This is a genomic window from Pyxidicoccus sp. M15 (assembly GCF_056858435.1).
On record NZ_CM166495.1, the window covers coordinates 8,218,007 to 8,241,501 of the forward strand.

Here is a 23,495-nt window from a genome sequence, read left to right on the forward strand (position 1 = left end):
CAACCCGTGCCCTCTTAACGGGCGACGGGCCGCGAAGGTCTACTCCGGGCGTGGCCTCCGGTAAGTGGCGAGAATGACAGGGAGCGCCACCGCTGTCACGAGGGCGGCCTGGGCCAGCAATACCGCCGGCAGGGGCCGCTGGACGTGCACCTGGAGCGAGCGTCCGAGCGCCAGCCCCAGCAGCACCCCGGTGAGCGTACGCACCGCGTTGGAGCCGGACGCCGGGCGGAAGCGCCCCACCGCCCAGTCCGCCAGCGCGGGCACTGTGAGGGCCAGCACCACGGGCACGTCCCAGCGCCACTCGCGCGGCGCGCGCAGGGCGAAGAGGCCCACGAGCGTCACCAGCAGCACCGGGTACGTGCCCAGGCAGCGCGCGCAGACGCGCACGCCGCCCAGCACGTAGGTCCGGTTGTACTCATCCGGGTGATGGTGGCTGAGCCAGAACACCGGCATCACCTCCGGAGGCGGGGGCGGGAGTGACTTCGCGGGACTCGCCCTCCGCGAGAAAACAAGCGGCCGTGTGTCCCCCGCCGAGCGGATACAGCGGCGGCGACTCGCGCCGGCAGCGCTCCATGACGTGGGGGCAGCGCGGGTGGAAGGCGCAGCCGGAGGGCGGGTCGAGCGGCGACGGCGGCTCGCCCGGCACGAGCAGGCGGGTGCGCGCGCGGCCCGGGTCCGGCACCGGCACGGCGGACAGCAGCGCCTGCGTGTACGGGTGGCGCGGGCGGCGGTACAGCTCCGCGGCGGGCGCCAACTCCACGATGCGGCCCAGGTACATGACGGCCACGCGGGTGGAGACGTACTCGACGATTTTCAGGTCGTGCGCGATGAAGACGTAGGTGAGGCCGCGCTCGCGCTGCAGGTCCACCAGGAGGTTGACGATCTGCGCCTGGATGGACACGTCCAGCGCGCTGATGGGCTCGTCGGCCACGACCAAGTCCGGACGCAATGCGATGGCGCGTGCAATGCCGATGCGCTGGCGCTGCCCGCCGGAGAACTCGTGGGGGTAGCGCTCCAGCGCCTCGCGGGGCAGGCCCATGGCGTCCACCAGGGCGGACACCTCTCGCTCCCGCTCGCCGCGCTCGCGCGCGAGGCCGTGGATGGCGAAGGGCTCGCCGAGAATCTCCCGCACCGTCATCCGCGGGTTGAGCGAGGCGTACGGGTCCTGGAAGACGAGCTGCATGCGCCGGCGCAGCGGGCGAAGGCGCCGCTGGGACTGGCCCGTCAGCTCCTGCCCGTCGAAGCGGATGGAGCCGGCGGTGGGCTCCACCAGCCGCAGCAGCGCGCGTCCCAGCGTGCTCTTGCCGCAGCCGCTCTCCCCCACCAGCCCGAGCGTCTCCCCACGCACCACGTCGAAGCCCACGCCGTCCACGGCCTTCACCGCGCCGCGCACACGTCCCAGGAGGCCCCCGCGCACGGGGAAGTGGACCTTCAGGTCACGCACCTGGAGCAGCGGTCCGGAGCTCATGGCGCGGGCACCGGGTTGTGGCAGGCGGCGAGCTGCCCGTCGCGCTGGGGCTCCAGCGGCGGCACCACGCGCGCGCAGACGTCGAGCGCACGCTCGCACCTGTCCCGGAACGCGCAGCCGGAGGGCAGCTTCCGCAGCGACGGCACCATGCCGGGAATGGCCCTCAACCTCCGCTGCGAGGCGGCGCCCCCCTCCCCCGTCGCCACCTGGAGCGAGGGAATGGAGCGCAACAGGCCCGCGGTGTACGGGTGCGCCGGCCGGGAGAACAGCTCGCGCACCGGGGCGCGCTCCACCACGCGGCCCGCGTACATCACCACGACGGTGTCGCAGCTCTCCGCCACCACGCCCAGGTCGTGCGTAATCAACATCACCGCCATGCCGCGCTCGGCCTGAAGCCGCTTGAGCAGGTCCAGGATCTGCGCCTGGATGGTGACGTCCAGTGCGGTGGTGGGCTCGTCGGCGATGAGCAGCGCGGGGTCACACGCCAGCGCCATGGCAAGCATCACCCGCTGCCGCATGCCCCCGGAGAGCTGGTGCGGGTACGCGTCCACGCGCTCGGCCGGCGCGGGGATGCCCACCTGCCGCAGCATCTCCACCGCCCGCTCACGCGCCTTCGCGCGCGAGGCCCCCAGGTGCAGCCGCACGCCCTCGGCAATCTGCTCCCCCACGGTGAAGACGGGGTTGAGCGACGTCATCGGCTCCTGGAAGACCATGGCCGCGTGGTGGCCGCGCACGCGGCGCAATTCGGCCTCGGGCAGCTTGAGTAGGTCACGGCCCTGGAAGAGGACCTCGCCCGCCACCACGCGCACCGGCGGGTTGGGCGCCAGTCCCAGCACGGACAGGGCGGTGAGGCTCTTGCCGCAGCCGCTCTCCCCCACCACCCCGAGCGTTCCGCCCGGGGGCACGGAGAAGGACACGCCGTCCACCGCGCGCACCGGGCCCCCTTCCAACGACAGCTCGGCGGTGAGGCCGCGCACGTCCAGGAGGGGCCGCTCCGCGTCGGGGCGCTGGACGGCGGCCGTCACTTCCGCGCCAGCTCCTCCAGGAACTCCCCTTCCTGGATGAGGCCCTTGCGGATGAGCAGGCGGATGAGGCTCGCCACCATGCGGGCGGGCTTCACCTTCTCCGTGTCCAGCGAGGCCTCCTCCCCACGCGAGATGCGCTCGATGTCGTCGAGCACCGCCAGGTCCTCGTCGGAGAACTGCGGCGTCGGCGTGAGGGCCACGGAGGGCTTGGCGCCCTGCGCCGCGCCACCGAACAGCACCACCGGCACGCGGGGCTTGCCACCGGGCCCGACGCCATCAGCAGGAGGCGGCGGAGGAGGCTTCGCCGCGGCGGCGGGCTCCACGCCCAGCAGGTCATCCAGCACGTCCGCGCCCGGCGGGGGCGGCGGAGTCGCCACGGGCGGCGGAGGCGGCGGCGAGCCGCGCAGCGTGGGCCGCGCGGGGGCGGCGGCCGGCTTCGGCGCGGGCGGGGGCGCGGGCTTCGGGGCCTCCGGGAAGTCCCACTCCAGGGACGCCCCTGAGCCCACGGGCGGAGGCGGCGGAGTGCCCGGCTCCTCATCCAGCGGCTCGGCCTCCACGATGTCCAGCGGCTCGCCGCGGGCGCGGGCCAGCGCGGTGTCCAGGTCGTCCGAGGAGACGACGAAGACGCGCACCTGCTTGCGGAGCTGGAAGCGCAGCTCGTCCACCAGCGTCAGGTCCCCCGGGTCCTCCACGGCGATGTGGATGCGCTCGCTGCGCCCCTCCACCTCCACGCGGAAGGGCAGCACGCGGTGCTCGGCCTGGAAGTCCACGGACACCAGCCCGGTGACGGCCTGGGGGATGTCCTCCGGCAATTCGATGAAGGGCAGGCCCGTCTGGGCCGCCAGGGCGCGCGCGATGTCCGTGGGCGTGCACAGCCCCTGGGACACGAGCACCTCGCCCAGCCGCTGATGCCCCGGGGCACCCCGACGGCCGAGCGCCACCCGGACCTGCTCCTCCGTCACCACACCCGCCTCGATGAGCAGCTCACCAATCTTCTTGCGCATGGGCCGGGGCTACCGCTTGACCTTGGCGAGGTACTCCTCGCGCGAGAAGACACCCTTCTCGATGAGCAACTCCACCATCGCCTTGAGGGCGGCGACCTCCTTGCGCTGCACGTCCTCCACGCTGCGCAGCAGCTCCGCGGGGCTGCCGCTGGCGGCCGGGCGCACCGTGGGCGTCTCCGTGCTCGGGCGCGTGGCGGCGGGCGCGGGCGGAGGCGGAGGCGGGGGACGGGCCGCGGGAGCGGCGGCCACGGCGGCCGCTGCCGGGTCCAGGTCCTTGAGGTTCTTCACCACCGTGCGGCCCTGGGCGTCCACCACCTTGAAGTTGGTGTCCGCGTCCTCCAGCTCCGCGTTCTCCTCGTAGATGCGCGAGAAGGCCCGGGCGATGGAGCTGCGACCCGCCACGTTGGGGACGATGCGGCACTTGGTGACGGCGCGCAGCTCGTCCAGCATCCGCACGTTGAGCGGGTCGGACATCGCCACCACCAGCGTCTTGCCGTCGTCGCGCAGCTGCAGGGGGAGCACGGAGAAGTCGCGCGCCGTCTGCGAGGAAATCTTCGCCTTGACGTGCGGCGGCACCATCTGCACCGCGTCCAGGTTCACCGCCGGCATGCCGAGCTGCTTGGACAGCGCGCGCACCAGGATGTCCTCGGAGACGAGGCTCATCCTGACCAGGATTTCGCCCAGCTTTCCGCCCCACTTCGCCTGTTCGGCGAGCGCGGCCTTGAGCTGGCTCTCCTGGAGCACATTCGCCTTGATCAGCAGTTCTCCGAGCTTGATCTGTGCCATGTCGTGGGAAGCACTCTAGATCGACTCGGCGGTCAGCGCCCCTTCTTCCGCGCCTGCCCGGTCAGGAACCCGGCACCGCCGGTGCGGGCTCGGACGAGACGGGGGGCTGGGAGGGCGCCCCGGCCGGCAGCTCCCGGCCCCGCTCGTCCACCTCCACCACCTTGGCCCCCTCCGGGGGGAGCAGCTCGTAGAGCGTGAGGTCCGGCCGCCCGTTGAGGGAGATCTGCTGGTAGCGCAGCTGCAGCTGCGTCTTCGCCTGCTCGGCCACCAGCTCCACCTTGCCGGGGAAGATGAGGGAGCCCTTCTCCTGGAAGTCGTCGAAGCCCAGGTCATACCCGGGGATGCCCCGCACCTGGCTCTTCATGACGCGCAGGTACTTCGTGTGCACGTGGAGCACCTGGGTGGCGGGCCCGCTGTGGAGCGTCAACACGTAGACACCTTTCTTGCGGTCCAGCTCCAGCGTCATCCGCTCCGGGGGGATGAGGGGCACCTGGCCGAGCATGATGGCCACCAGCTCCTGGTTGGGCAGCACCACGGGCAGGAAGCGCGACACGTTCTCCGGGCTCGCGGGGCCCTGGAAGTACGTGTTCGTGTCCGTCTGGTACAGGCCGAAGCCCTTCCCGTCCGACACCAGGGAGGCGAGCGGGCGGTTGAAGAAGTCGAACGTCTCCAGGTGCAGCAGGGCCGGCCGGGTGACGGAGACGAACATGCTCAGGGTGCCGCTGCCCTGGGGCGACTCGACGCGCAGCTTGGAGTCGCCCTCCAGGGACAGGATGTTGTCCTGATTCTCGCGGACGCGCTGGTAGACGACCTTCGCGTCGGTGAGCTCGCCCTCGGGACCGAACTCGATTCGCTTGGGGCACGCGGAACAGAGGACTGCCAGGAAGATTGCGGCGGCTGCGCGGTTCATATCTCCTAGTCTGGGCCATGCCGCCCTGCCCGGTCACCCACCAATGAGCCTGAACGACATCCTTCATTACCTTCGGCTGGGCGGCGTCACCCTCGCCCTGCTGCTGCTGGCCTCCGTCGTCGCGCTGGTCGTCGCCGTGGAGCGGCTCATCGCGCTGTGGGGGGTGAGCGAGCGCTCCCGCACCCTGGGCGAGACGGTGAACAAGCACCTGCTGCGCGGCGACGTGGCCGCGGCCCGCACCGCCGCCGAGCGCTCCGACTCGGTGGCCGCCGACATCTTCCTGGCCGGCTTCGACCGCCTGGAGCGCTCCCGCACCAACGGGGGCGCCGGCGTGGAGGCCGCCGTGGAGCGCGAGCGGGCCCAGGTGGGCCTGAAGCTGCGCCGCAACCTGTGGATGCTGGCCACCATCGGCTCGATTACCCCCTTCGTCGGCCTGTTCGGCACCGTGGCGGGCATCATGCGCTCCTTCAAGGACCTGGGCCTGGACGTGGAGGCCGGCGGTACCGGCGGCAGCGCGGCCGTGATGACGGGCATCTCCGAGGCGCTCGTCGCCACCGCCGTGGGCATCCTCGTCGCGGTGCAGGCCATGCTCTTCTACAACTACTTCCAGGCCCGCCTGTCGCGCGTGCTGGTGGAGCTGCGCCTTCTGGGTGACGAGTTCGTGGAGCTGCTCAAGGAGCGCGCCTCGGGGGCCCCCCTGCCCCCCGAGCCGGCCCCCACCCGCGAGTCCCAGCCGCCCGCCGTCCCACGCCCCGACCCGAAGCCGGCTTGATTCCGGAGGACCTCCACCATGGCCATGGGCAGAACTCCGGGTGACAGTGAAGGCGACGAGGGCGTCTTCGCGGAAATCAACATCACCCCCCTCACCGACATCTTCCTGGTGCTGCTCATCATCTTCATGGTGACCAGCTCCGTCATCGTCCAGCAGGGGCCCGGCGGCGGCGCCAAGGCCGGCCTCAAGGTGAACCTGCCCAAGGGCGGCGCGGCGGACGTCACCGCGCGCAGCACGGACCTGTCGGTGGCGGTGCTCGCCGACGGGCGCTTCGTGCTCGCCGGCAACGTCGTCTCCGAGGAGGAGCTGCGCAAGACGTTCGACGACGCGAAGCTCAAGGACCCGGACACCGTCGTCATCGTCCAGGCGGACGAGGGCGTCCCCCACGGCACCGTGGTGCAGGTGATGGAGCTCGCCAAGAAGGCCGGCCTCGGCCAGCTCGCCATCGGAGTCCGCGAGGGCGACTGACCGCTTCGCGGCCCCGGAGCCCGGCGGGAAAACACAGAGGCCACCCAGGCGAAGCGCCCGGGTGGCCTCAGGTGTTCCAGGCGCCCCTTGGAAGGGGCGGTGGCTCAGACGGAGCCGAAGGCGGCGTCCGAGATGTCCATGGGCGAGGTGTCCTCGGTGGCAATCATCCGCGCGGCCTGCTCCACGCCGGGCAGCACGTTGCGCGCGTAGTAGAGGGCGCTGAACTTCTTGCCCTCGTAGAAGGCGCGGTCCGGGTGGTCCGCGGACACGGAGGCCTGGGCCTTGTCGGCGATGAGGGCGGCGTCCAGCAAGAGCCAGCCCACCGCCAGCTCGGACATCATCTGCAGGAAGCGGTTGGCGGAGAGCGGAATCAGCGGGAACTTCGCGCCGTCCTGGGACCAGCCGAACACCGTCATCGCGCTGGCCATGACGGCCTCCTGCGCGGACGCCAGCGTCTTCACGGCCTCGCCGTACACGGCGTGCTCGCGGTGGGCCTCGATGAAGGCGCCCACGTCACCCATGAACTGCTGGAAGTGCGTGCCGCCGGCCTGCCCCAGCTTGCGGCCCACCAGGTCCATGGCCTGGATGTGGTTGGTGCCCTCGTAGATGGAGAAGATCTTCGAGTCGCGCGTGTACTGCTCCACCGGGTAGTCCTGGATGTAGCCGGCGCCGCCGTAGACCTGGATGGCCTGGGCGCACAGGCGGAAGGCCTGGTCGGAGCCGTAGGCCTTCACCAGCGGGGTGAGCAGCTCCACCTGGCCCTTGTGGTAGGTGGCCGCGTCGTCGTCCTTGCCGGACAGCTGGCGCGCCTTGTCCAGGTGCATGGCCAGCTTGATGATGAGCGAGCGGATGCCCTCCACGTGCGCCTTGATGTCCAGCAGCATGCGGCGCACGTCCGGGTGCTCGATGATGGCGGCGCGCGGCGCGGTGGGGTCCTTCCACTTGGTGAAGTGCGAGCCCTGCTTGCGGTCCTTCGCGTAGTCGAGCGCGTTGTAGTACGCGGCCGACGCCAGCCCGAGGCCCTGGATGCCCACGGCGATGCGCGCGCCGTTCATCATCTTGAACATCTGGCTCATGCCGACGTGCTCGACGGTGCCCACGAGCTCGCCCACACACGCGTCGTTCTCACCGAAGTTGAGGACACAGGTGGCCGAGCCGTTGATGCCCATCTTGTGCTCGATGGAGCCCACGCCCACGTCGTTGGCCTGGCCGGCGCTGCCGTCCGCGTTGATGCGCAGCTTGGGGACGATGAACAGCGACAGGCCCTTGGTGCCCGGCGACGCGCCGTCGATGCGCGCGAGCACGAGGTGGATGATGTTGTCCGCCATGTCGTGGTCGCCGCCGGAGATGAAGATCTTCGTCCCGCGGATGTTGTAGGTGCCGTCGCCGTTGCGGCGGGCGGTGGACTTGGCCGCGCCCACGTCGGAGCCGGCGTGCGGCTCGGTGAGGCACATGGTGCCGCCCCACGTGCCGTTGAGCATCCGCTCCACGAACATCTTCTGCTGGGCGGGCGTGCCGCACTCGGCGATGACTTCAGCCGCGCCGAACGCCAGGCCCGGGTACATGTTGAAGGCCGTGTTGGCGCCCGACAGCAGCTCCTCCACCGTCACCTGGAGCATCATCGGCGCGCCCTGGCCGCCGTGCTCGGGGTGCACGGCCACCGTCTTGAAGCCCTGCTCATAGAGCTTCTTCCACGCGTCCTTGAAGCCGGTGGGGGTGAAGACGGAGCCGTTCTCCACCCGGCAGCCCTCGCGGTCACCCACCGAGTTGAGGGGCCCGAGCACCTCGCGCGCGAAGCGGTACGTCTCCGTGAGCACCGCCTTGGCCTCGTCCGGGCCCCAGGCCTCGTACGGGGCCTGCCCGGACACCTGGCCGAAGCCGAACTGCTCGAACAGCGTGAAGAAGATTTCTCTGAGGTCGGTCTTGTAGGTGTTGATGCCGGCGGACATGGCCACTCCTGCGTGACGGCTCACTGCCTGCCCTCCAGGAGGGCAAAGGGGTCAGTGGCCCAGGTAAGACGCAGGAAGTGTGGCGGCGACTGATTTTTGAGTCAACCCTGAATGACACCGCGCGTTGAGGGGCGGTCAGAACCGCCCGTCAAGCGCGGGGGGAAGTGCCTACTTCTTCGCCTTCTTGGCGACGGGAAGCGACGCCGTCTTGGCGGCGGGCTTCTCGCGGGGAGCGGTCTTCTTGGAGGAGGCGCCGGTGCGGCGCTCGTCCCCCTCCTCGCCCTCCTCGGGTGCCCCCTCGCCGCTGGCGGCGGTGGCGGCCGGGGCGGCGGTGCTCAGGCTCTCCCGGGGGACTTCCACGACGATGGGCGCCTGGCCGGAGCGCTGCCGGTTCTCGTCCTCGAGGGAGAAGAAGAGCTGGATCTGCGAGGTGCCCTTCATCACCAGCTCGCCGCGCTGGTTCTCCGCCCAGAGGTCGATTTCGACGAAGTAGCGGCCGCCGGTGCCGTGCCTGTCGCTGACGCGGCCCTTGCAGACGACGGTGTCGCCCGGCCACACCATCTTGATGAAGCGCACGTTGTAGCGCCGCATCTGGCCGCCGCGGGCCCAGTCGCTGATGAGCTGGCCGAGCATGCCCATGACGAGCATGCCGGGAGCGTAGACGCTCGGCATGCCCACGCTCTTGGCGTAGACCTCGTCCACGTGGACGGGGTTGTAGTCACCGGAGGCGCCGGCGTAGCGGGACAGCTGCACGCGGTCGACGGGCGCCTTGGCCAGGGCCGGCAGCTCGTCACCGACGCGGATGGACTCGAAGTACAGCTTGCGCGCGGGCATCACGGGGTCTCCTTGGTGGCGCGGACCACCAGCGTCCGGCGGGCGCGGAACACGAGATTGCCCTCCTCGTCACGGCCCTCGTCCTCGATGACGGCGATGTCCATGCGCCCGGAGATGCCGGGGCGCTCGAACACATCCGACACGCGGGTGGAGACGTAGATGCGGTCACCCGCGAAGATGGGCCGCTCGTAGTCGAAGCCCTGCTCGGCGTGCAGCAGGCTCTTGATGCCCACGCCCAGCAACTCCCGCAGGTCCGCCGCGGAGTGGAAGGACGCGGGGAACGTGGGGGGAGCGATGATGGTGGGATAGCCGGACGCCCGCGCGTACTCCTCGTCGTAGTAGATGGGGTTGTAGTCGCCGATTGCCTCCGCGAAGCGGCGGATGGCGCCCTTCTCGACCTCGTTGAGCGTCGGCGGCGAGGCGCGGCCGATCGCGTTCTTGTCCAGCATTTCCCTCTCCTGATTCTAACGTCCGGCCGGAAGCTCGAGCACCGTGAGGAGCCCCGCCTCGGCGGCCGTCAAGCGTGGCGCGGCATTCACCAGCGCGTTCGCGGTGGCCCGGTCGCCCGCCACTCCCCCCGGGATTTCCAGCACCAGCTTCGGGTCCGCGTCGATTTCGATGCGGTCCTTGGGGTCATCCGCCCCCACTGCGATGGTCAGCTCCAGCCGGACCCGCTCCTGCCCCTCTTCCAAACCCACCACGGACTGGAACATGCCCGCCACCCGCCCCTTCTTCACGGGAAATGCGCCGCCGGTGATGTCCTCCTCGGCGAACACGGGGGCTACTTCTTCTTCGTAGTCGTCGCAATCCAGCCCGAGTCCCAGGCCCGCCAGCGCCGCGGACTCCACCAGGCCGACGTGGCCCAGCTGCTCGCTGTCCACCAGCTCGAAGAACTCGTCCTCCGTCAGGCCCGCGCCCACCTTGCGCTGCAGGGCCTCGCGCCGCAGGCGTGCGTCCACCACGCGCGTCACGGTGGCGCGGCGCACCGGCCCGCACACCTGGCCGGCGACGGCCACCAGCCTGTCCAGCACGAAGCCGGGATTGACGCCGGTGCCCACCACCGCCACGCCCGCCTTCTGCGCGGCCTGGTCCAGCTTGTCCGCCAGCTCCGGGTACTTGAGGTACGGGAAGGCCAGCTCCTCGCAGGTGCTGGCCACCGGCAGCCCCAGCTTCACCGCCGCCAGAATCTGCTCCATCACCTGCGGCAGCCTCGAGCCGGTGGCGTGCAGCAGCACCGCGCCCTTGCGCTTCGCCACCGCCTTCTCCAGCGAGTCCACCACCTTCACGCGCGGCGCGGGCCCTCCCAGCACGTCTCCCAGGGCGCGTCCCACCAGCGACGGCTGCGTGTCCACGGCGCCGATGAGCTCCACCTCGGGAGACGACATCGCGGCCCTGGCAATCTCCTGACCGATGAACCCCAGCCCCATCACCACCACCGGCACTGGCCCTTCGGGGGCTCTAGCCATCGGAGATTGCTCCAGGATTCCAAGGGGTTAGCGACACCACACGGACTGCGTGGGCACCATAAAACACACCTTGGCGGGCAGGCAAGCGTCACTTGGATGTGCGACTCTTCCGGACTGAGAGAACTTCCAAGGATTTCCGGGGCTTGCGAGCACACAAGCGCCGGAGGGCCCCTGTTTTGCCGGCGAGTGACGCGTGTATAAGGGGAAGCAAGCTCGCCTCCCTGGAGAATCCGCAGACATGGACCGAATCCTCGTGGTGGATGACGACGTGCTCATCCTCGCCGCGCTCTCCCGGATTCTGCAGACGGAAGGTTACGAGGTCATCACGCACAGCGACCCGGCGCTGGCGGCGCGCGAGGTGGGCTTCCACGTCGTGCTGACGGACTTCATGATGCCGTACCTCAACGGCATCGAGCTGCTGGGGGCGCTGCGCGAGCGCAACCCGAAGGCGGTGCGGCTGATGCTGACGGCGGCGGCGGACTTCCGCACCGCGTCCGAGGCCGTCAACCGCGGCGAGGTGTTCCGCCTGCTGGGCAAGCCCTGGTCCCTGAGCGAGCTGACGAGCAGCGTGCGGCAGGCCTTCGAGCACTACCGCCTGGTGGACGCCAACGAGCGGCTGACGCGCGAGGTGGCGGAGAAGAACGCGGAATTGGTGGCCATCAACCGGGACCTGGAGCGCCGGGTGGTGGAGCGCACGGCGGGCCTTTTGGACGGGCTCATCAGCGCGCTGGACTACCGCGACACGGAGACGCAGTGGCACTCGCGCCGGGTGTCGCTCTACTCGCGGCGGCTGGCCCAGGAAGTGGGGATGACGGGGGCCGCGCTGGACGTGGTGGAGCAGGGCGCGCTGCTGCACGACATCGGCAAGATTGGCGTGCGCGACTCCATCCTGCTCAAGCCCGGCCCGCTGACGCCGGATGAATGGGTGGAGATGCGCAAGCACCCGGAGTTCGGCTACCGGATGCTGGCGAAGATGCCCTACCTGCACGAGGCGGCGCTCATCGTGCTGCAGCACCAGGAGCGCTGGGACGGCAAGGGCTACCCGCAGAACCTGGCGGGCGAGGACATCGTCCTCGGGGCGCGCATCTTCTGCATCGCGGACACGGTGGACGCGATTACGTCGGACCGGCCCTACCGCAAGGGGCGGCCCATGAGCGTGGCGCGGGATGAAATCCGCCGCTGCGCGGGCACCCAGTTCGACCCGGCGCTGGCGGAGGCCTTCCTGCGCATCCCGGAGACGGAGTGGCAGCGCATCCGCCAGGAGGTGGAGGCGATGGAGGAGTCGGAGGTCCAGCGGTGGCATGGCCACCCGCTCGGCCCTCCGTCGATGGCCAGGGCCAGCGGCGCCTGAGCGCCGGGCCCTACTGAGACAGCTGCACCGCGCGCACCTCGCGGATGATGTCCCCCTCGAGGAGCGCGTCCACCACGTCCATTCCGGACACCACCTCGCCGAAGGCCGTGTAGCGGCCATCCAGGTGGGGCTGCGGCGCGTGGGTGAAGAAGAACTGGCTGCCGCCCGTGTCCTTGCCCGCGAGCGCCATGCCCACGGTGCCGCGGAGGTAGGGCCGGCGCGTCATCTCGCAGCGGATGGAGTAGCCGGGGCCGCCCTCCCCGTCCCCGCGCGGATCTCCACCCTGCGCGACGAAGTCCGGGACGATGCGGTGGAAGGTGGTGCCGTTGAAGTAGCCCTTGCGCGCCAGCGCGTACAGGTTGCCGGAGGTGAGCGGCGCCTCCTCCGCGTCCAGCCGCACGGTGATGTCGCCCTTGGCGGTGCGGAAGACGAGGCCGGCCCGCGCGGGCGCGGGCTCGGGACGGAAGGTGTCGGCGGGCAGCTCCACGCGCTCGGAGCGCACGGGCTGGCCCGTGAGCTGGGTGAGGGCCTCGGCGGCCACGCGGCGCACGTTGGCGTGGGGGTGCTTCAGCCACTCGCGGAAGCGCGGCTCCGCGGCAGGGCCCTGGAGGGCGACGAGCGCGCCGGCCACCGGCTCGGCCAGGTCTCCCGGCTCCTTCGGCACGCGGTCGGCGAGGCGCTCCACCACGGCCACGAAGCCCTTGGCGTCAATCTTCCCGAGCGTGGCCGCGGCCGCGCCGGCCACCACCAGGTCATCGCCCTCGACGAGGGGGCGCACCGCCGTGGCCGTCCGGAGCACGGGGCGGGCGCCCAGGGCCTCCAGCGCCGCGAGGCGCACGCGTGCGTCCCGGTGGCGCAGGTAGCCCACCGCGAAGCTCGCCGGGTCCTTCACCTGTGCCTGCGCCGCCTCGCGGATGCCCAGGGCCAGCCGCCGCTCGTCCTGCACGCGGCCGAAGCCGCAGGCCGGCGAGTCCCCGGGCACGCCGCGCTGCCGGTCCAGGGCCGCCGCCAGCCGGCAGTCCAGCCACCCGAGGTCCGTGCGCGCCAGGTCCGAGGCCGCGCCCCGCTCCGCGTCCGCCAGCGCGAGGCGCAGTGAGACGAGGAGGGGCGCGGCGAAGTCGGGCAGCCCCTGCTGCGCGAGCGCCAGAATCGCGTGTCCCTCCGAGGAGCGGGCCAGGGTCTCCACCTTCGCGTCCGCGCCATCGGTGGCCGTGCCGCGCGACGCGCCACCATTCGGCTCGGCGGAGCCCTGCGCCATGCCCTCGGCGTTCGTCACCTCCGGCGCCTCCAGGCCCCGCGCCACGCGCTTCGCCCGGGGCGCCAGCGCCTCCAGCGCATCTACCGCCGTGCACGGGCCACTGCACTTCGCGGCCAGCTTCGCCAGCGAGCGCGCCGCCTCCGCCGCCACGCGCGGCACCGCGTCCTCCAGCAACCGCCCCAGCACCAGCGCATCCTCCGGCCCGCCCAGGTCGCCGAAGGCCTTCGCGCACAGGCCGCGCACGTCCGCGTCCGCATCCCCGAGGCAGCCACGCAGCGCGGGCAGCGCCTCCACCCGCTTCGCCGTCATCAGCAGATAGGCGCCTCCGTAGCGCGCCTCCACCGGCCGCTCCCCGGCCAGCAGCGCCACCACGGGCACCAGCGGCACGGCCGCCACCACCGCCGCCCCACCCCGCCGCGCGGCCACGCCCAGCGACAGCGCGGCCCGCCCCGCCACCTCCACGTCCCCGCCCTGGAGCCGCTCCACCAGCCGCGCCACCGCCGCCGGCGTGCCCGTGCGGCCCAGCGCGTCCAGCAGCGTCGTGCGCACCCGCGCCTCGCGCTCCGCGCCCTCCGCCTCCAGCAGCGCATCCGCCAGCCGCGTGCGCTCCGCCTCCGTCAGCGGCTCCCACGCCAGGGCCAGCTCCCCGGCGGCGAAGGCGGCCTCGTCGCGCACGCCGGGCTCCGCGTCCTTCAGCCCCGCCACCACCGTGTCCAGCGTGGCCGGGTCCTGGATGCGGGCCAGCGCCCGCTGTGCCCTCGCGCGCACCCGTGCGTCCTGCGCGCCCGTGGCCTGCTGCAGGAGCGCCCCATCCCCCAGCGAGCGGCGGTCCTCCCAGTCCTGGATGCGGGCCAGCGTCGCAGCGTCCACCGGCTCCCCCTCCTGTGAGGGCACGGAGCGGACACAGCCGGAGGACAGCGCGAGGACGGCGAGGGAGGCAGTCAATGCACGGGAGGTGCGCAGGCGGCTCATGCGCTGGGGCCTAGGTCAATTCCCCGCGAAAATCCAGGGGTTAGGACGCTGCGGGTTTGACATGCGCGGGCCGGGGCTCCGAAGATGCATCCTCGTTTCTCTCCTCGGGAGCGCTGGTCCTGAACTGCCCTGGCTGCGGCTCGAAGGTAGCCGCCAACACCTCCATCTGTTCCGTCTGCGACTACATCATCGACGGCTCCTTCCTGTCCGCCGAGCCCCCCGCCGACGACAACGACGACGAGGCCACCGGCGCCGCGCAGGACCCTCGGCCGGCGAAGCCCGCCGCGTCCGCGCGTCCCAAGGTCAGGACGGGGAGCCGCGCCGCGGCGCCGCCGCAGGACTCGGAGTCCACCAACATCCGCAGCATGGACGAAATCGCCCGGGCCGCGCCTCCGCGTACCGGCGCCCGGCCCGCCCGCGCCGCGACCGCTCCCCGCCGCGCGCCGCCTCCGCCGGTGGAGGCGCCCGTCGACGCGGGGCCGGACCCGTGGGACCGCTCTCCCAGAGGCGGGGGCGGCGGCAGCCCCGTCGCGGACCCCGAGGAGCTCATCCGCGACGCGAAGGAGCTGTTCGGCCTGCTCGCGGGCGGGGACAAGATTGCCTTCTGGAGCGCGGCGGCGGTGATGTTCTCGTGCTTCCTTCCGTGGAAGGAGACGGCGGCGGACGGCGACGTGCTGGGGCTCATGAGCATGGGCGTCGGCGCCTTCGTGCTGTCCATCCTCACGATGACCGTCGTCGGCATGCGCGTGAAGAACGCGTTCGGGAAGCTGGGCCCGGTGGTGCCGTGGATGGCCCAGCTGCTGTTCTGCTTCCTGTGCCTCGTCTGGTGCATCATCTTCATCAAGGTGTCGGCCGACACCACGCGCGTGCCCACGCCCATCGGGAACGCGGAGATGATGAACTCGTCGCCCAGCTTCGGCGTCTTCGTCGCGGCGCTGGGCTCGCTCGCGGCGCTGGGCGGCACGCTGCTGGGCTTGAAGAGCAAGTCCGCCTGAGGCGCGCACGGCCCTTCACGAAACCGCTGCCGCGCCCCGCGGCAGCGGGCTAGCGTCTTCCGCCACCATGTCCGACGCCACTCCCCTCACCCGCCTCACCTCCGCGCTCGGCGCGGCCGTCTTCGGGCAGCAGCGCGTGCTGGCCGACCTGGTGACGGCCTTCCTCGCGCGCGGACACGTGCTGCTGGAGGGCGTGCCCGGCGTGGCCAAGACGCTCACCGCGCGCAGCATGGCCGGCGCGCTGGGGCTGCACTTCACCCGCGTCCAGTTCACTCCGGACCTGATGCCGGCGGACATCCTCGGCACCAACGTCTTCCAGCCGCAGGACAACGCCTTCCGCCTGGTGAAGGGCCCCATCTTCACGGAAGTCGTCGTCGCGGACGAAATCAACCGCACCCCGCCCAAGACGCAGGCCGCGCTGCTGGAGGCCATGGAGGAGCGGCAGGTCACCATCGACGGCGTCTCGCACGCGCTGCCGCCGCACTTCTTCGTGGTGGCCACGCAGAACCCGCTGGAGCTGGAGGGCACCTACCCGCTGCCCGAGGCGCAACTGGACCGCTTCCTCATGCGCGTGCGCGTGGGCTACCCGGACGGGGACTCGGAAGTCACCATGCTGCGCGCCTTCCACCAGCGCGAGGGCCGGCCGACCTCCACGGAGCGCGTGCTGGACGCCCCCACCCTGCTGGAATTGCAGGCGCGCGCCGCCCGCGTGTCGTGTGACGACTCCATCATCCAGTACGTCGTGAACGTGGTGCGCGACACGCGCGCCCACCCGCGGGTGCGCCTGGGGGCCAGCCCCCGCTCGGCGCAGGCGCTGCTGGCCGCGGCCAAGGCGCGCGCGGCGCTTTCGGGCACGGACTTCGTCACCCCGGATGACGTGAAGGGCGTGGCCTTCAGCGTCCTCAACCACCGCCTCCTCCTCAAGGCCGAGGCCGAGGTGGAGGGCGTCACCGTGGACGACGTCCTCCGGCAGACGCTCGAGCGGGTGCGAGTGCCCCGGTGAGCGCCGGCCGCCCCGTCCCCACGGGCCTCGCCGTGGCGCTACTGGCGGCGGGGCTCGTCCCGGCCGCGCTCGCGGTGGCGGGCCCGGCCTTCGGCTGGCTGGCGCTGGCGGTCGACGTGGCGGTGCTCGCGCTGTGCGCCGTGGACTTCCTGCGCGCCCCCCGCGCGGACGCCGTGACGGTGCGGCGCCAGGTGGAGCCCATCCTCTCCTCCGGCACGCGCAACCCCGTGCATCTCGAATTCGAGCGCACCGACGGCGGCGCCCACCCCCTGCGCCTGGAGGCGCGCGACGAGCCCCCGGAGGACGTGGCCAGCACCGGCCACCGGCAGGCCCTCACCCTGCCCGGCGGCGCGCCGCCTCCGGGCACGCCGCCCCGGCTCACCTACTTCATCACCCCGCCGGCGCGAGGCGACGCGCGCTTCGGGGACGTCCACCTGCGCCTGCTGGGGCCGCTGGGGCTGTGCGCGCGGCAGGTCCGCGTGCCGGCCGCGCAGAGCGTGAAGGTGTACCCGGACCTGACGGCGCTCTCGCGCGAGGCGCTGGCGCTGGCGCGGGCCTCGGAGTCCCCTTCCGCGCGCACCCAGCGGCGCCGCGCCGCGGAGGGCCGCGAGTTCGAGTCGCTGCGCGAGTACCGCCCCGGGGACGACTACCGCCACATCGACTGGAAGGCGTCCGCGCGGCACGGCGACACGCTGGTGCGCACGTGGCAGCCGGAGAAGCACCAGCCGGTGCTGCTGCTGCTGGACTGCGGGCGCCACATGGCGGGCCAGGTGCAGGGGCGCCGCAAGCTGGACCACGCGGTGGACGCGGCGCTGCGCCTGGCGCGCGTGGGCCTGGACGCCGGGGACGTGGTGGGGGTGCTCGCCTTCGCCAGCGACGTGCGCGCCTTCCTCCCGCCGAGGAAGGGCCGCGAGCACCTGCGCCTCATCACCGAGTCGCTCTACCGCACCGAGGCCGCGCTGGAGGAGAGCGACTACGGCCGCGCCTTCGACTTCGCCTTCGCCCGGCAGACGCGCCGCGCGCTGGTGGTGCTCTTCACGGACCTGGTGGACCCGGACGCCTCCGCCAGCCTCCTCACCCGCACCCTCGCGCTGCGCCCCCGGCACCTGCCCGTCGTCGCCTCGCTGCTGGACGAGGATGTGGAGGCCGCGGCGACGGGTGTGCCCCGGGATGCGCGGGACGCCTACGCGCGGCAGGCCGCGGCGCGGCTGGAGGCCGAGTACCGGCGCACCGCCACCACCCTGCGCGACGCCGGTGCGCTCGTGGTGCGGGCCCCCGCGCGCGGCTTCGGCGCGGCCGCGCTCAACGCGTACCTGGACGTGAAGTCGCGTGGGCTGCTCTGAGTCCTTCCGTCAAGTCCAGCAGAAAGATTGCATGAAGCGCGCATGAGCCGCGCGCACGCGTCGCTCGCGCAGAAGCATGCCAATCGCGCCGAGGCCGAATTCTAGGCTCCGGAGACGACCCCCTTTACAGACACGTCTCCGTCAACAAAATGGCGCGTCTCTCTCGCCCGCCTCTTTGGCGGGCGACCTCGAACATCACGGATGGAGACGGTCTTGGCGGAGGGCGCGAGGGGCTTGAGGGTGGAGGTGGAGGTCGACGCGGCAGCGGCGGCGGCGGCGATGGCGTCACGGGTGGAGTCCGAGCCCACACGGACGTTGACCCCGTTCCACGAGCGGCTGCTGGCCGAGGAGCTGCTGGCGAAGAGCGGAGACACGCAGCAGCGGCTGGCCGGCGCGCTCGCGGAAGCGAAGGTGGACCTCAACCCGCACCAGGTCGAGGGCGCCATGTTCGCGCTCGACTCCCTGTCGCGCGGCGGCTGCATGCTGGGCGACGAGGTGGGGCTGGGGAAGACGATTGAAGCAGGCCTCGTCATCGCCCAGCTGATGGCGGAGGGGAAGAACCGCATCCTCATCCTCTCGCCGGCCACGCTGCGCGCGCAGTGGAACAGCGAGCTGCGGGAGAAGTTCGACCTGGACAGCGTGCTGGTGGACGGCCGCACCGTGCGGGCCACCGGAAACTGCTTCGACCAGCCCTTCCCCGTCATCTGCTCGCACCCCTTCGCGGCCAACAAGGGTGCCCTGGCGGCGGAGATTCCGTGGGACGTGGTCGTCATCGACGAGGCCCACCGCCTGCGCAACGCCCACCGCCCCAACAACAAGATGGGCCAGGCGCTCAAGGCCGCGCTGGCCGGGCGTCCCAAGCTGCTGCTCACCGCCACCCCGCTGCAGAACGACATCATGGAGCTGTTCGGCCTGATGTCCCTGCTGGACGAGCAGATCCTCGGCCCCGAGCACGCCTTCCGCAGCCGCTACCGCGTGGACGAGGGCGGCGGCATGTCCGAGGCTGCCGTCGCCGAGCTCAAGGAACGGCTGGCCCCCGTGGTGCAGCGCACCCTGCGCCGGCAGGTGCGCGAGTACGTCCGCTACACCAACCGCCGCTCCATCGTGGAGGACTTCACTCCCTCCCCCGAGGAGCATGACCTCTACGAGAAGGTCAGCGAGTACCTCCAGCGCTCGGAGGCCGCGGCGATTGAACCCGGCAAGAAGACGCTCCTGACGCTCTGCTACCGCAAGCTGCTGGCGTCCTCGACGTACGCGATTGCGCCCACCCTGCGCCGGCTGTCGGAGAACCTCGAGAAGCGCCTCCAGGCGGCGAAGCTGGGCCAGCAGGCGCTGGCCATGTTCGAGCCCGAGGAGGCCAGGCAGTTCGTCGAGGAGGGCGAGGAGTGGTCCGACGACCCGGCCAAGGCGCCCAACGTGCGCGTCCTGGAGCAGGAGGTCTGGGAGCTGCGGCAGTATGCGGACCTGGCGGACTCCATCAAGGTCAACGCCAAGGGCGCAGCGCTCGTGCGCGGCCTGGACCGCACCTTCGGGGTGATGCGCGCGCACGGCTGGCCGGAGAAGGCGCTCATCTTCACCGAGTCCCGGCGCACGCAGCAGTACCTCTTCAACCTCCTCGGGGAGAGCGGCTACAAGGGCAAGATTTCGCTCCTGGCGGGTGACCTGGCCAGCACGCCGGAGGAGCGCCGCGCGCTGGTGGACGAGTTCCGCAACAAGTCGCAGATCCTCATCTGCACCGAGGCCGGCGCGGAGGGACTCAACCTCCAGTTCTGCAACCTGGTCGTCAACTACGACCTGCCCTGGAACCCGCAGCGCGTGGAGCAGCGCATCGGCCGGTGCCACCGGTACGGCCAGCAGCGGGACGTGCTGGTCATCAACTTCCTCAACCGGATGAACGCGGCGGACGCGCGCCTGTTCGAGCTCCTGGAGAAGAAGCTCAACCTCTTCGACGGCGTCTTCGGAGCGTCGGACGAAATCCTCGGCGCGCTGGAGAGCGGCGTCGACTTCGAGCGGCGCATCCTCGACATCTACCAGTCCTGCCGGAAGCCGGAGGAGATCAACGTCGCCTTCGACAAGCTGCGCGAGGAGATGGAGGGCCGCATCAGCAAGCGCATGACGGAGATGCGCTCGGTGGTGCTGGAGCGCTTCGACGGCGACGTGCGGCGGCGGCTGCGCGGGCAGCAGGACCAGACGAAGGAAGCCCTCGCCAAGCGGCAGCAGGAGGCGCGCGCGCTCACCAGCTCCGTGCTGGGCAGCCGCACCTCGGGGCGGCTGGAGATTGCCAAGGCCGCGTACGCGGTGAAGGAGCGCACCCAGGACGCGGTGGCCTACCTGCAGCTGGACGCGTCCGGGCTGCCGTCGCGGCTGGCCCGGCTCGCCGGCTGCGAGGGCTGGTGGTTCGCCTACAAGTTCGAGACGACGGGCATCAAGCCGGAGGAGAAGCTGGTCCACCTGGTGCTCGTGCGCGAGCGGGACGGCGGCTTCCGGGCCCTGCCGCTGCAGGACGGCGCGCACTTCGTGAAGCTGGCGGCGAAGGAGGAGAAGCGGCGCCAGCCCGCCCCGGTGTCCGTGCAGCTCATGCAGGAGCAGTCGCTGGTGGCGGCCAAGGAGGAAATCGTCCGGGCCGCGGAGCGCCGCAACGCCCTGGAGCTGGACAAGGCCAAGGAGCGCGCGGACCGGTACGTCGAGGACTGCCTCATGGAGTCGCGCGAGGCCGTGGAGGCCGCGCGGCAGACCTGGTTCGACGCGCGCAAGGCCGTGACGAGCGCCGAGGACGTGGCGGACAAGGCGAAGGCCCGGGCCCACTCGGACCGGATGGAGCGCGAGTACCGGCGCAAGCTGTCCTCCCTGCGCAACGAGGAGGAGAAGCGCTACGCCGCCAAGGACCGGCAGCTCGCGGACCTGGCGCAGAAGGCGAAGGTGTCGGAGAAGCGCTCCCTCATCGCCTCCGCCTACTTCTGGCTCTCCTGAGGGCCGCGGAAACCCGGGTGGAACGGGCGCCGCGTCCTCCCGGGACGGGCCCTGCGTCCTCCTGGAACGCACCCGGCGCCCCCGGGGCCCGGGAAGGTGGCCGTGCGGGCATGTTTCTCGGGACTTACCAGGGTATGGGCTCCTGGCTCGGGGGTTGCTATTACCCCATGACGTATGCCCCCCACGCTCGCCTCTGCTCGACATGCTCCTCGGAAATCCTGGCTCCTGCGTGGTTTGAGTGCGGAGTACCTCCTCGTCCGAGGCACCGACGTCGACGCTGAAGACGACGCCTCGCGGGTCCCGGAGACGGTGGCCCTGTGGCACCTGGAGTGGTGGCTGGCCAATGCCCCCGGCAGCGCCTGGACGCTGCTCGAGGCCCTCGGCGGCATGGAGCCGCTGGGACTCTCGCGGCTGGGACACGCGGCGGAAGCGCAGCGGCTGCGCCGGCGGCTGGAGCGCGCCCTCCGCGTGGGAGAGCTGGTGGTGCTCTCCTACGAGCGCACGCGCCATGCGCCCCTGTCCTTCCCGGAGCCCGCCGCGGAGGTGGAGCCGGAGCCGCCCATGGCGGAGGCGCCGGCCTCCGCGCCCGCGCCCGCCCCCGTCGACACGGCGGCGCAGGTCCACGCGCTCGTGCAGGCCGCGAAGGACGGCGTGCCCTTTTGCGAGGAGTGCGCCAAGGCCGCGGCGGCCCAGAGGAAGGCGGCGTGACGGCGGCCCCCGCCACCACGCTGGACGTGGACCGCGTCCTGGACCTGCTCTGGCGCCCTCCCGAATTCGGAGAGCCGCCCTGCGAGGTCTACGCCGTCCTCGACGGCGCCCGCTCCCCCGCCGTCACCCGCACGCTGATGCAGTGGGCGCGCGGCTGCGTGTGCCTCTACGAGGGGCCGGTGCCACGGGAGCTGCTGGCGGTGGCGCCGTACCTGGTCCTCCTGCGCCGCGACGCGGCGTCCACCCGCGAGCTGCTCACGAAGGCGTGGGGCCAGTCGTGGGGCATCTTCGTCGCCACGCCCGCGAGCCTGGGTGATTTGCGCCGCCACTTCCGCAAGTTCCTCCAGGTGGAGGACGAGCAGGGCCGCCGCCTCTACTTCCGCTACTACGACCCGCGCGTGCTCCGCGCGTACCTGCCCACGTGCACCCACCGGGAGCTGAGCACGCTCTTCGGCCCCGTGGAGCGCTACCTCATCGAGAGCCCCGACGGCGGCGCCCTGGTGGAGTACGCGGTGGGGCCGGAGGGCCTGGAAGAGCGGCCCCTGCCCTTGAGCTGAACGCCCGCCGTCGCGCCGAGGAGGACGCCCATGACGAAGTACAACCGGCGTGTGCTCCGTGCCCTGCTGGAGTCGGTGCAGAGCGAGGTGCAGGAGAAGCAGGTCCCGCTCGGCAGCCACATGGGCCACGCCCATGACGACCTGCTCGGGTTGCTGAACCTGGGCGCGCTCGAGCTCGTCGAGCCCTCACTCTACGTGCCGCAGGAAACGGAGCTGCGGAAGCAGGACCTCTTCAAGCGGTCCGTCGTCATACGGCCCAAGGAGAAGCATCACCTGCTGCGGCTGAAGACGAAGGAGCGCACGAGCGTGCGCCTGCGCAGGATGCACCGCCTCCCGTTGGAAGACAGGCTCGCCCTCCCGCCGCTCGAGCTCCAGGTCAGGCTCATCTCCAAGAGCCGCAAGGGCATCAGCCAGGCCCGCACGTCACTGCATGACCCGCTGAAGTCCTTCTCCCTCGATGGCAAGGAGCGCACGCGCGGCTGGCAGGTGGATGCGCGCTTCCTGTTGAAGGGCGGCGAGGTGCGCTACCACGTCACCCTCCATCTGCCCCTGGACGTCCTGCGCACGCAGCTCCAGTCGGTGGCCTGGGAGGAGAACACCGACCTGCGCTTCTCCAACCCCCGCTACGTGCTCTGCTCGCACGACGAGTACACACTTCGGGGGGACGCGGGCTACCGCGCCGGCACCAACTTCGCCATCGACGTGCGCTTCGGGCCCCACCTGTGGGCCGGCGTGTCCACCCTGTTCGACGTGACGCTGATTGGCCGCTTCCTCCCGCGCCAGGACGAGCTCCCCGAGGTCCGGCTCGAGTCCTATCCCTTCGTGCTCGCGCTGGCGGATTCGCGGGTGGAGAACGTCGCCCTGCACGTGTACAGCGAGCCGCGCGACGAAGGTGGCATGGACTATGTCGCGCAGCTGCGCGGCCTGCTGAAGGTGGGAGACCACCTGCTGCCGGTGTGTACGGAGCTGCCCGAGGACGAGGGCGTGCTCTGCTGGGAGAGCCAGCTTGGCACCCCCATGGAGCTGCCGCTGGCCGGGCTGGACCCGCTCATGGGGGGCAGCGACTGGCGCACCGACGTCGGACGCCTGAAGCCGCTGCTCGACGCGGCGGAGGGAAGGACCCGACTGGTGGAGGCGGGCCTGGGCGTGGACCTGCTCGACGGGCGGCGGACGGACGCCCACGCCCTCTTCCAGGCCCCCGACTTCAGCTTCCGCGACGGCGTCCTGTCGTTCCGCGAAGTCCAGTTCGAGTGGGAGTGGAGCCATCAGCTGGGAGAGGGCCAGTTCCACATCCAGGCCGCGCTGACGTTCTGTGGCCTGACGTTCAATGCGCTGATGCGCCCGACGGACCGCATCGTCCTCGCCAGCCTCGCCGGTCAGGACATCGCCCTCGACCAGGCGATGCAGGAGACCGCCGAGGGGCACGAGCCCGAGGACCTTCCCACGCTGGCGCCCATGAGTCCCATGGTGCTCGTGGCCGAGGCCGCCGGCGAGCGGCTGCGGTTGCTCGCCGAGAGCGCGCACATCCCCCTGGAGGCGTACGACGAGGTGCACCTCTACTACTGCTGGCAGACGGACCGGCTGGTGCTGCGGTCCACCGCCGTGCTGGAAGACGACACGCTCGTGGAAGCCCACTGGAACTTGATGAGGTGAGCC

21 protein-coding genes are annotated in these 23,495 nt (G+C 71.6%); 10 read left to right on the forward strand and 11 right to left on the reverse strand.

The window, feature by feature from the left end:
- Positions 1–39: 39 nt before the first annotated feature.
- From ACX9TP_RS30195 to ACX9TP_RS30220, 6 genes are all read right to left on the reverse strand, one after another.
- Complete coding sequence (locus tag ACX9TP_RS30195; RefSeq protein WP_482974095.1) at positions 40–447, reverse strand: DUF2085 domain-containing protein; 408 nt, start codon at positions 445–447, stop codon at positions 40–42.
- Complete coding sequence (locus tag ACX9TP_RS30200; RefSeq protein WP_482974096.1) at positions 416–1,468, reverse strand: ABC transporter ATP-binding protein; 1,053 nt, start codon at positions 1,466–1,468, stop codon at positions 416–418. Before ACX9TP_RS30200 ends, ACX9TP_RS30195 begins: the two co-directional genes overlap by 32 nt.
- Positions 1,465–2,493 (reverse strand): ABC transporter ATP-binding protein, encoded by a 1,029-nt coding sequence (locus ACX9TP_RS30205; protein WP_482974097.1) that lies wholly within the window; start codon positions 2,491–2,493, stop codon positions 1,465–1,467. Before ACX9TP_RS30205 ends, ACX9TP_RS30200 begins: the two co-directional genes overlap by 4 nt.
- Positions 2,490–3,497: a GspE/PulE/PilB domain-containing protein gene (locus tag ACX9TP_RS30210; protein WP_482974098.1), complete on the reverse strand. Its 1,008-nt coding sequence runs from the start codon at positions 3,495–3,497 to the stop codon at positions 2,490–2,492. The genes ACX9TP_RS30205 and ACX9TP_RS30210 overlap by 4 nt, the downstream gene beginning before the upstream one ends.
- A 9-nt stretch (positions 3,498–3,506) precedes the next feature.
- Entirely contained in the window at positions 3,507–4,283 is a 777-nt protein-coding gene (locus ACX9TP_RS30215) for a cyclic di-GMP-binding domain-containing protein, MshE-related (protein ID WP_482974099.1), read from the reverse strand.
- A 61-nt stretch (positions 4,284–4,344) separates the two neighbouring features.
- Positions 4,345–5,193, reverse strand: a complete 849-nt coding sequence (locus ACX9TP_RS30220) for a DUF4292 domain-containing protein (protein WP_482974100.1) — start codon at positions 5,191–5,193, stop codon at positions 4,345–4,347.
- A 43-nt stretch (positions 5,194–5,236) separates the two neighbouring features.
- Here ACX9TP_RS30220 and ACX9TP_RS30225 point away from each other — a divergent pair, with 43 nt between their 5' ends.
- Positions 5,237–5,965 (forward strand): MotA/TolQ/ExbB proton channel family protein, encoded by a 729-nt coding sequence (locus ACX9TP_RS30225; protein ID WP_482974101.1) that lies wholly within the window; start codon positions 5,237–5,239, stop codon positions 5,963–5,965.
- A gap of 18 nt (positions 5,966–5,983) precedes the next feature.
- Complete coding sequence (locus ACX9TP_RS30230) at positions 5,984–6,433, forward strand: ExbD/TolR family protein (protein WP_482974102.1); 450 nt, start codon at positions 5,984–5,986, stop codon at positions 6,431–6,433.
- A gap of 104 nt (positions 6,434–6,537) precedes the next feature.
- Here the strand turns inward: ACX9TP_RS30230 and ACX9TP_RS30235 are convergent, their stop codons facing one another.
- From ACX9TP_RS30235 to ACX9TP_RS30250, 4 genes are all read right to left on the reverse strand, one after another.
- Entirely contained in the window at positions 6,538–8,382 is a 1,845-nt protein-coding gene (locus ACX9TP_RS30235; RefSeq protein WP_482974103.1) for an acyl-CoA dehydrogenase, read from the reverse strand.
- A 168-nt stretch (positions 8,383–8,550) separates the two neighbouring features.
- Complete coding sequence (locus ACX9TP_RS30240; RefSeq protein ID WP_482974104.1) at positions 8,551–9,216, reverse strand: MaoC family dehydratase; 666 nt, start codon at positions 9,214–9,216, stop codon at positions 8,551–8,553.
- Positions 9,216–9,665 (reverse strand): MaoC family dehydratase N-terminal domain-containing protein, encoded by a 450-nt coding sequence (locus ACX9TP_RS30245; protein WP_163998343.1) that lies wholly within the window; start codon positions 9,663–9,665, stop codon positions 9,216–9,218. Before ACX9TP_RS30245 ends, ACX9TP_RS30240 begins: the two co-directional genes overlap by 1 nt.
- A 15-nt stretch (positions 9,666–9,680) precedes the next feature.
- Complete coding sequence (locus ACX9TP_RS30250; protein WP_482974105.1) at positions 9,681–10,682, reverse strand: NAD(P)H-dependent amine dehydrogenase family protein; 1,002 nt, start codon at positions 10,680–10,682, stop codon at positions 9,681–9,683.
- Between the two features lie 238 nt (positions 10,683–10,920).
- On the opposite strand from ACX9TP_RS30250, the gene ACX9TP_RS30255 reads away from it, so the two are divergent.
- Positions 10,921–12,033: an HD domain-containing phosphohydrolase gene (locus ACX9TP_RS30255; protein WP_482974106.1), complete on the forward strand. Its 1,113-nt coding sequence runs from the start codon at positions 10,921–10,923 to the stop codon at positions 12,031–12,033.
- Between the two features lie 10 nt (positions 12,034–12,043).
- On the opposite strand, the gene ACX9TP_RS30260 is transcribed toward ACX9TP_RS30255, so the two are convergent.
- Positions 12,044–14,263, reverse strand: a complete 2,220-nt coding sequence (locus ACX9TP_RS30260; RefSeq protein WP_482974107.1) for a peptidylprolyl isomerase — start codon at positions 14,261–14,263, stop codon at positions 12,044–12,046.
- A 56-nt stretch (positions 14,264–14,319) separates the two neighbouring features.
- Here ACX9TP_RS30260 and ACX9TP_RS30265 point away from each other — a divergent pair, with 56 nt between their 5' ends.
- From ACX9TP_RS30265 to ACX9TP_RS30295, 7 genes are all read left to right on the forward strand, one after another.
- A complete protein-coding gene (locus ACX9TP_RS30265; protein WP_482974108.1) occupies positions 14,320–15,258 on the forward strand; it encodes a hypothetical protein in 939 nt (312 codons plus the stop codon).
- Positions 15,259–15,325: 67 nt separating this feature from the next.
- Positions 15,326–16,261 (forward strand): AAA family ATPase, encoded by a 936-nt coding sequence (locus tag ACX9TP_RS30270; RefSeq protein WP_482974109.1) that lies wholly within the window; start codon positions 15,326–15,328, stop codon positions 16,259–16,261.
- Complete coding sequence (locus ACX9TP_RS30275) at positions 16,258–17,604, forward strand: DUF58 domain-containing protein (protein WP_482974110.1); 1,347 nt, start codon at positions 16,258–16,260, stop codon at positions 17,602–17,604. The genes ACX9TP_RS30270 and ACX9TP_RS30275 overlap by 4 nt, the downstream gene beginning before the upstream one ends.
- A gap of 201 nt (positions 17,605–17,805) precedes the next feature.
- On the forward strand, positions 17,806–20,574 hold the full coding sequence (locus tag ACX9TP_RS30280; protein WP_482974111.1) for an SNF2-related protein: 2,769 nt from the start codon (positions 17,806–17,808) through the stop codon (positions 20,572–20,574).
- A 234-nt stretch (positions 20,575–20,808) separates the two neighbouring features.
- Entirely contained in the window at positions 20,809–21,282 is a 474-nt protein-coding gene (locus tag ACX9TP_RS30285) for a hypothetical protein (RefSeq protein ID WP_482974112.1), read from the forward strand.
- Positions 21,279–21,839: a DUF4123 domain-containing protein gene (locus ACX9TP_RS30290; protein ID WP_482974113.1), complete on the forward strand. Its 561-nt coding sequence runs from the start codon at positions 21,279–21,281 to the stop codon at positions 21,837–21,839. The genes ACX9TP_RS30285 and ACX9TP_RS30290 overlap by 4 nt, the downstream gene beginning before the upstream one ends.
- 30 nt (positions 21,840–21,869) lie before the next feature.
- Positions 21,870–23,492 (forward strand): hypothetical protein, encoded by a 1,623-nt coding sequence (locus ACX9TP_RS30295; RefSeq protein ID WP_482974114.1) that lies wholly within the window; start codon positions 21,870–21,872, stop codon positions 23,490–23,492.
- Positions 23,493–23,495 lie beyond the last annotated feature (3 nt).

Excerpts from the sequence above, each read along its gene's own strand:
- ACX9TP_RS30200 (WP_482974096.1), bottom strand. The coding sequence starts at position 1,468 with ATGAGCTCCGGACCGCTGCTCCAGGTGCGTGACCTGAAGGTCCACTTC.
- ACX9TP_RS30210 (WP_482974098.1), bottom strand. The coding sequence starts at position 3,497 with ATGCGCAAGAAGATTGGTGAGCTGCTCATCGAGGCGGGTGTGGTGACG.
- ACX9TP_RS30215 (WP_482974099.1), bottom strand. The coding sequence starts at position 4,283 with ATGGCACAGATCAAGCTCGGAGAACTGCTGATCAAGGCGAATGTGCTC.
- ACX9TP_RS30220 (WP_482974100.1), bottom strand. The coding sequence starts at position 5,193 with ATGAACCGCGCAGCCGCCGCAATCTTCCTGGCAGTCCTCTGTTCCGCG.
- ACX9TP_RS30225 (WP_482974101.1), top strand. The coding sequence starts at position 5,237 with ATGAGCCTGAACGACATCCTTCATTACCTTCGGCTGGGCGGCGTCACC.
- ACX9TP_RS30230 (WP_482974102.1), top strand. The coding sequence starts at position 5,984 with ATGGCCATGGGCAGAACTCCGGGTGACAGTGAAGGCGACGAGGGCGTC.
- ACX9TP_RS30235 (WP_482974103.1), bottom strand. The coding sequence starts at position 8,382 with ATGTCCGCCGGCATCAACACCTACAAGACCGACCTCAGAGAAATCTTC.
- ACX9TP_RS30240 (WP_482974104.1), bottom strand. The coding sequence starts at position 9,216 with ATGCCCGCGCGCAAGCTGTACTTCGAGTCCATCCGCGTCGGTGACGAG.
- ACX9TP_RS30245 (WP_163998343.1), bottom strand. The coding sequence starts at position 9,665 with ATGCTGGACAAGAACGCGATCGGCCGCGCCTCGCCGCCGACGCTCAAC.
- ACX9TP_RS30250 (WP_482974105.1), bottom strand. The coding sequence starts at position 10,682 with ATGGCTAGAGCCCCCGAAGGGCCAGTGCCGGTGGTGGTGATGGGGCTG.
- ACX9TP_RS30255 (WP_482974106.1), top strand. The coding sequence starts at position 10,921 with ATGGACCGAATCCTCGTGGTGGATGACGACGTGCTCATCCTCGCCGCG.
- ACX9TP_RS30260 (WP_482974107.1), bottom strand. The coding sequence starts at position 14,263 with ATGAGCCGCCTGCGCACCTCCCGTGCATTGACTGCCTCCCTCGCCGTC.
- ACX9TP_RS30270 (WP_482974109.1), top strand. The coding sequence starts at position 15,326 with ATGTCCGACGCCACTCCCCTCACCCGCCTCACCTCCGCGCTCGGCGCG.
- ACX9TP_RS30280 (WP_482974111.1), top strand. The coding sequence starts at position 17,806 with ATGGAGACGGTCTTGGCGGAGGGCGCGAGGGGCTTGAGGGTGGAGGTG.
- ACX9TP_RS30295 (WP_482974114.1), top strand. The coding sequence starts at position 21,870 with ATGACGAAGTACAACCGGCGTGTGCTCCGTGCCCTGCTGGAGTCGGTG.